Source organism: Streptomyces sp. NPDC059564 (assembly GCF_042735575.1).
GTDB lineage: Bacteria > Actinomycetota > Actinomycetes > Streptomycetales > Streptomycetaceae > Streptomyces.
In genome coordinates, this window is sequence record NZ_JBHWBP010000071.1 from 23,584 (window position 1) to 29,752 (window position 6,169).

Below are 6,169 nucleotides of genomic sequence, written 5' to 3' on the forward strand. Positions count from 1 at the left end.
GCCCGGAGTGGGCCATCGGACAGTTTACTTTCCGATGAGCGGCGGTGGATGTACGCGTGTCCGGGGGCCGATCCGGGGGGCCTCCCGCCTAGTTTGGTGGGGTGGAGCAATACAGGATGCGTTCGGTACGTCACCCTCAGGCGCGCGCCCCCCGGCCCCCGGCGGCGGCCCGGGCCGGCCGGCGGCTGCCGCGGCCCAGGCTGACGGGGCTCGGCGGCGGGCTGTTCGCGTGTGCCGCGATGCTCCTGGCCGCCGGGATCTGCTGGCTGCTCTTCGACTCCTCGCTCTTCGCCTACGGGCTGCTCTTCCTGCCCGTGGCCGCCGCGACCGCCGTGTGGGTGCGGCCGGCCGACCTGATCACCGCGCCCGTCTCCGTGCCGATCGCCTTCGCCGCCGGAGTGTGGCCCGTCTCGGGCGGCTCCGGCGGCTTCGGCGGGGAGCTGATGGGGGTGGTGTCGGCGCTGTCCCTGCACGCCGGGTGGCTCTACGCGGGCACGCTGGTCGCCGCCCTGATCGCCCTGGTACGGCGGGCCGCGCTGAGCGGCCGCCGCCGCGCTGCCCGGCGTAGCACCGCCTAACCCGCCCGACCGCGCGCCGCCATCGCCGCCCCCACGATGCCCGCGTTGTTCTGGAGCTTCGCCGGGACGATCTCCGCGCGGATGCCCTCGATCAGCGGGAGGAACTTCTCCGGCTTGCGGCTGACGCCGCCGCCGAGGATGAAGAGGTCCGGGGAGAAGAGCATCTCCACGTGGGCCAGGTACCGCTGCAGGCGGTGCGCCCAGCGCTCCCAGGTGAGGTCGCCGTCCTCCTTGGCCTTGACCGAGGCGCGCGTCTCCGCGTCGTGCCCCTTGAGCTCCAGGTGGCCCAGCTCCGAGTTCGGGACGAGGCGCCCCTCCGTGAAGAGGGCGCTGCCGATGCCCGTGCCCAGCGTGAGCAGGATGACCGTGCCGCCCCGCCCGCGCCCTGCCCCGTACGTCATCTCCGCGACGCCCGCCGCGTCCGCGTCGTTCAGGACGGTGACCGGCAGGCCGCCGAGCTCGCGCGAGAGGAGGGCGGAGGCGTCCGTGCCGATCCAGCCCTTGTCGACGTTGGCGGCCGACCGGGTGATGCCGCCGGTGACCACGCCGGGGAAGGTGACCCCGACCGGGCCCTTCCAGGAGAACGCGCCGACCACCTCGGCGACGCGTCCGGCCACTGCCTCGGGAGTGGCCGGATGCGGGGTCAGTACCTTGTGGCGCTCCTGCGCCAGCTCGCCGCGGTCAAGGTCCACGGGAGCGCCCTTGATCCCGGAACCGCCGATGTCCACACCGAAGATCTGCATGGACACACCGTACGAACGCGGGGCGCGGCAGGCTACTTGTCTGCGCCGCCGGCGACCAGTCCGGCCGCTTCCGCGCGCAGGTCGCGGCGCAGCTCCTTCGGCAGGGAGAAGACGATCGACTCCTCGGCCGTCTTGACGATCTCCACGTCGGCGTAGCCGCGGGCGGCCAGCCACTCCAGGACCTCTTCGACCAGGACCTCCGGCACCGAGGCGCCCGAGGTCAGGCCGACGGTGGTGACGCCCTGCAGCCAGGCCTCGTCGATCTCGCTCGCGAAGTCGACGAGGTACGCGGCGCCCGCGCCCGCGTCGAGGGCGACCTCGACCAGCCGGATGGAGTTCGAGGAGTTCTTGGAGCCGACGACGATGACCAGGTCGGAGTCGGCGCCCATCACCTTGACGGCCGCCTGCCGGTTCGAGGTGGCGTAGCAGATGTCGTCGCTGGGCGGGGAGACGAGGAGCGGGAACTTCGTCTTCAGCGCGTCGACGGTCTCCATCGTCTCGTCGACCGACAGCGTGGTCTGGGAGAGCCAGACGACCTTCGACTCGTCGCGCACCTCGACGTTGGCGACGTCGTCCGGGCCGTCGACGATGGTGATGTGGTCGGGGGCCTCGCCGGAGGTGCCGATGACCTCCTCGTGGCCCTCGTGGCCGATGAGGAGGATGTCGAAGTCCTCGTTCGCGTAGCGGATCGCTTCCTTGTGGACCTTGGTGACCAGCGGGCAGGTCGCGTCGATCGTCGCGAGCTTGCCGCGCGCCGCCTCCTCGTGCACCACCGGCGCCACGCCGTGCGCGGAGAACATCACGATGGAGCCCGGCGGGACCTCCTCCGTCCGCTCGACGAAGATGGCGCCCTTCTTCTCCAGCGTCTGGACGACGTACTTGTTGTGCACGATCTCGTGCCGGACGTAGACCGGCGCACCGTACTGCTCGAGGGCCTTCTCGACAGCGATCACGGCACGGTCCACGCCCGCGCAGTAGCCGCGCGGGGCGGCGAGCAGGACGCGGCGGGATGCGGGAGCGGGGGCGGGAGCAGTCATACGCTCCATCGTACGGGGGTCTCCAGCAGGCCGGACGTCCCCCGTTCGACACACACTTGGTCGAACGTCCGTCCCGGCGATCCTCCGGAGGAACGATGGCATCCGCTACGGATTCCACCACGGCCCCGCCCACGGCACTGCGGCGGAGCCTGGGGTTCCGGGATCTGGTCGTCTACGGGCTGCTCTTCATCGCCCCCATGGCCCCGGTGGGGGTCTTCGGCACCCTCGACGCCAAGTCGCACGGTGCCGTCGCCCTCGTCTACGTCGTGGCGACCGTCGCGATGGCCTTCACGGCCTTCTCGTACGCGCAGATGGTGCGGGTGGCCCCGCAGGCGGGCTCGGTCTTCACCTACGCCCGCAAGGCGCTGGGCGAGGGGCCGGGGCTGATCGCCGGCTGGATGGCGATGCTGGACTACCTGCTGATCCCGGCGGTCGCGTACCTGTTCTCCGGGATCGCGATGAACGCGCTGGTGCCGGAGGTGTCCCGGTGGGTGTGGACGGCGCTGGCGGTGGTGATCACGACCCTGCTGAACCTGTGGGGCGTACGGGCGGCCGCGCGCGTGGGCTTCGCGGTGCTCGGCCTGGAGATCCTCGTGCTGCTCGTCTTCCTGGTCTCGGCGGTGACCGTGCTGCTGCAGGGCGGCGCCCGGCGCGGCTGGCTGTCCCCGCTGACCGGCGACGGCTCGCTGGGCTTCTCGACGGCCGCCGTCCTCGGCGCGGTATCCGTCGCGGTCCTGTCGTACCTGGGCTTCGACGCCATCGCCTCCTTCGCCGAGGAGGTGACCGGGGGTTCGGCGCGGGTGGCCCGGGCGGTGCTGTTCTGCCTGGCGCTGACCGGGGTGCTGTTCCTCGTGCAGACCTACCTCGCGGCGCTGCTGACCCCGGTCTCCTCGGCGGAGCTGGCCGCCGATCCGGCGCTGCAGGGGCCGGCCTTCTACAACGCGGTCGAGTCCTCGGTCGGGGGGTGGCTGCACGATCTGGTGGCGGCGAGCAAGGCGATCGGGGCGGCCTTCGCGGCGCTGGCCGGGCAGGCCGCGGCCGGGCGGCTGATCTTCGCGATGGCCCGGGAGCGGCGGCTGCCGGGCGCCCTGGCGCGCACCTCGGACGGCACGCCGAGGGCGGCGCTGCTGGTGGCGGCCACGGTGACGCTGGTGGCGGCCGTGTGGGCGGCCCGGCGCGACGACGGGCTCGACCACCTGGTCTCCGTCGTGGACATCGGGGCGCTGACGGCCTTCACCCTGCTGCACGCCTCGGTGGTGGGCTGGTTCGTGGTGCGGCGGATGGAGGGTCCGCCGCACTGGTGGAAGCACCTGGTGGTCCCCGTGCTGGGCGCGGCGGTGACCGTCGCCGTGATCGTCGAGGCCTCCTGGACGGCGCAGCTCGTGGGGGCGGTGTGGCTGCTGGTGGGGCTGTGCGTCCTGGTGGCCCAGCGCGGCCGACGCGCCGGGATCCCGTCCGACGGGCCCGGTACCGGTGTCGGTCCCGGCGGTTAGCCTGCGTGCATGGGTCTGAATACGTCGGCTGATGCGCCGCTGCCGGTCGGTCAGGTGTCCCGGCTCATCGGGGGCTGGATCGACCGGCTGGGCCAGGTGTGGGTGGAGGGGCAGATCACGCAGCTGTCCCGGCGGCCGGGGGCGGGCGTGGTGTTCCTGACGCTGCGCGACCCGTCGCACGACATCTCCGTGAGCGTGACCTGCTTCCGGCAGGTCTACGAGGAGGTCGCGGACGCGGTGACGGAGGGCGCGCGGGTCGTCGTCCTGGCCAAGCCGGAGTGGTACGCCCCGCGCGGGCAGCTGTCCCTGCGGGTCACCGAGATCCGCCCGGTCGGCATCGGGGAGCTGCTGGCGCGCCTGGAGCGGCTGAAGCGGTCGCTGGCCGCCGAGGGCCTCTTCGCGCTGGACCGCAAGAAGCCCCTGCCGTTCCTGCCGCAGCTGATCGGCCTGGTGGTGGGGCGGGCCTCGGCGGCCGAGCGGGACGTACTGGAGAACGCCCGGCGGCGCTGGCCGGCGGTGCGCTTCGAGGTCCGCAACGTGGCCGTGCAGGGGGTGCACGCGGTGCCGCAGGTGGTGGGGGCCGTCAAGGAGCTGGACGCCCACCCGGACGTGGACGTGATCATCGTGGCGCGGGGCGGCGGGAGCGTGGAGGACCTGCTGCCCTTCTCCGACGAGGAGGTCGTACGGACGGTCGCGGCGGCCCGCACCCCGGTGGTCTCGGCGATCGGGCACGAGCCGGATTCGCCGCTGCTGGACCTGGTGGCGGACCTGCGGGCCTCCACGCCCACGGACGCGGCGAAGAAGGTGGTCCCGGACGTCGGGGAGGAGATGGAGCGGGTGCGCCAGCTCCAGGGCCGGGGGCTGCGCGCCCTGCGCGGGCTGCTGGACCGGGAGGAGCGGGGCCTCGCGCACGCCCTGGCGCGGCCGGTCTTCGTGCACCCGCAGCGGATGGTGGAGACCCGTGAGGCGGAGCTGGAGGCGCTGCTGGCCCGTGGCCGGCGCACGCTGGGGCACCTGCTGGACCGGGCCGACTCCGAGCTGGAGCACACCCTGGCCCGGGTGGTGGCGCTGTCACCGGCGGCCACCTTGGAGCGGGGGTACGCGGTGCTCCAGCGGGCGGACGGGCACGTGGTGCGGGCGCCGGAGGAGGTCGCGCCGGGACAGGTGCTGCGGGCCCGGGTGGCGGCGGGCGAGTTCAGCGTCGAGGTCGCCGGTGCGGGCCCGGGAGCGGGGTCCCCGGGCGGCTCCGAAGCGGTGTCGGGGACCGTCTGAGGACGACACGTTCCGGCAACACATTCTGTTGAAGTGCACTTATACGATGGGAACGGGAATGACTGAAACCGATACGGCGCTGGGGTACGAGCAGGCCCGTGACGAGCTCGTCGAGGTCGTGCGCAAGCTGGAGGCGGGCGGCACCTCCCTGGAGGAGTCCCTGGCCCTCTGGGAGCGCGGCGAGGAGCTGGCGAAGGTCTGCCGGCACTGGCTGGAGGGCGCCCGGGCCCGTCTGGACTCGGCGCTGGCCGCCCGGGACGCGGCGGCCGGGGACGGCGAGGGCCGCGAGGGCGGCCGCGAGGAGTGATCCACATCACCCCGCGCCAATTTAGTTGAAATTTCATCTACTTTCGCCGTAGAGTCGGAGACATCGCGCTTCACCTCCGTACAGAAGAAGGCTTTCCGATGTCTCTCGTTCTCGACGCCGCCGCTCAGGACCTGCTGTTCCGCGAGGCCCGTACCGCCAACTCGTTCTCCGACGAGCCGGTCACCGAGGAGCAGGTCCAGGCGATCTACGACCTTGTGAAGTTCGGCCCGACCGCTTTCAACCAGACCCCGCTGCGCATCACGCTGGTCCGCTCCCCCGAGGCCCGCGAGCGCCTCGTGAAGCACATGGCCGAGGGCAACCAGCCGAAGACCGCCGCCGCCCCGCTGGTCGCGATCCTCTCCGCGGACAACGAGTTCCACGAGGAGCTCCCCCAGCTGCTGCCGCACTTCCCGCAGGCCAAGGACGCGTTCTTCTCCGAGCGCCCGGTCCGCGAGGCGTCCGCCCTGGTCAACGCCTCCCTGCAGGCCGCCTACTTCATCATCGGCGTCCGCGCCGCCGGCCTGGCCGCCGGCCCGATGACCGGCCTGGACTTCGCCGGTGTCCAGAAGGAGTTCCTGGACGCCGACCACACCCCGCTGATGGTCGTCAACATCGGCAAGCCGGGCGAGAACGCCTGGTTCCCGCGTTCCCCGCGCCTGGACTTCGAGCAGGTCATCACCACCGTCTGAGCCCTGCCCCGGCAGACGTGGCAGACAGCGAAGAGGCGGCCCGCCCCGGG

Annotated in this window: 7 protein-coding genes; 5 read left to right on the forward strand and 2 right to left on the reverse strand. The window is 72.6% G+C overall.

Annotation, left to right across the window (positions count from 1 at the left end):
* The first annotated feature begins 116 nt into the window (after positions 1 to 116).
* Positions 117 to 578 (forward strand): DUF6542 domain-containing protein, encoded by a 462-nt coding sequence (locus ACFV0Q_RS15415; RefSeq protein WP_385005377.1) that lies wholly within the window; start codon positions 117 to 119, stop codon positions 576 to 578.
* Here the strand turns inward: ACFV0Q_RS15415 and ppgK are convergent.
* Together ppgK and ACFV0Q_RS15425 are read right to left on the reverse strand one after the other, a co-directional pair.
* On the reverse strand, positions 575 to 1,321 hold the full coding sequence (ppgK, locus tag ACFV0Q_RS15420; RefSeq protein ID WP_385005379.1) for a polyphosphate--glucose phosphotransferase: 747 nt from the start codon (positions 1,319 to 1,321) through the stop codon (positions 575 to 577). The two genes, ACFV0Q_RS15415 and ppgK, sit on opposite strands and share 4 nt — an antisense overlap.
* Positions 1,322 to 1,353: 32 nt before the next feature.
* The gene (locus tag ACFV0Q_RS15425) at positions 1,354 to 2,367 is read right to left on the reverse strand and encodes a 4-hydroxy-3-methylbut-2-enyl diphosphate reductase (protein WP_385005381.1); all 1,014 of its coding nucleotides are present in this window, start codon (positions 2,365 to 2,367) and stop codon (positions 1,354 to 1,356) included.
* 86 nt (positions 2,368 to 2,453) lie between these two features.
* On the opposite strand from ACFV0Q_RS15425, the gene ACFV0Q_RS15430 reads away from it, so the two are divergent.
* The 4 genes from ACFV0Q_RS15430 (at position 2,454) to ACFV0Q_RS15445 (ending at position 6,119) form a co-directional block, all read left to right on the forward strand.
* The gene (locus ACFV0Q_RS15430) at positions 2,454 to 3,851 is read left to right on the forward strand and encodes an APC family permease (RefSeq protein ID WP_385005383.1); all 1,398 of its coding nucleotides are present in this window, start codon (positions 2,454 to 2,456) and stop codon (positions 3,849 to 3,851) included.
* Positions 3,852 to 3,860: 9 nt separating this feature from the next.
* Positions 3,861 to 5,123 carry an exodeoxyribonuclease VII large subunit gene (gene xseA / locus ACFV0Q_RS15435; RefSeq protein ID WP_385005385.1) on the forward strand — a complete coding sequence of 421 codons (1,263 nt, stop codon included), beginning with the start codon at positions 3,861 to 3,863 and terminating at the stop codon, positions 5,121 to 5,123.
* 58 nt (positions 5,124 to 5,181) lie between these two features.
* Positions 5,182 to 5,430 carry an exodeoxyribonuclease VII small subunit gene (locus ACFV0Q_RS15440; protein ID WP_385005387.1) on the forward strand — a complete coding sequence of 83 codons (249 nt, stop codon included), beginning with the start codon at positions 5,182 to 5,184 and terminating at the stop codon, positions 5,428 to 5,430.
* 98 nt (positions 5,431 to 5,528) lie between these two features.
* Positions 5,529 to 6,119, forward strand: coding sequence for a malonic semialdehyde reductase (locus ACFV0Q_RS15445; protein WP_385005389.1), 591 nt, complete (start codon positions 5,529 to 5,531; stop codon positions 6,117 to 6,119).
* Positions 6,120 to 6,169 lie beyond the last annotated feature (50 nt).

Coding starts and splice junctions, on each gene's coding strand:
- ACFV0Q_RS15425 (WP_385005381.1), bottom strand. CDS start 2,367: ATGGAGCGTATGACTGCTCCCGCCCCCGCTCCCGCATCCCGCCGCGTC.
- ACFV0Q_RS15445 (WP_385005389.1), top strand. CDS start 5,529: ATGTCTCTCGTTCTCGACGCCGCCGCTCAGGACCTGCTGTTCCGCGAG.
- ACFV0Q_RS15415 (WP_385005377.1), top strand. CDS start 117: ATGCGTTCGGTACGTCACCCTCAGGCGCGCGCCCCCCGGCCCCCGGCG.
- ACFV0Q_RS15430 (WP_385005383.1), top strand. CDS start 2,454: ATGGCATCCGCTACGGATTCCACCACGGCCCCGCCCACGGCACTGCGG.
- xseA (WP_385005385.1), top strand. CDS start 3,861: ATGGGTCTGAATACGTCGGCTGATGCGCCGCTGCCGGTCGGTCAGGTG.
- ACFV0Q_RS15440 (WP_385005387.1), top strand. CDS start 5,182: ATGACTGAAACCGATACGGCGCTGGGGTACGAGCAGGCCCGTGACGAG.
- ppgK (WP_385005379.1), bottom strand. CDS start 1,321: ATGCAGATCTTCGGTGTGGACATCGGCGGTTCCGGGATCAAGGGCGCT.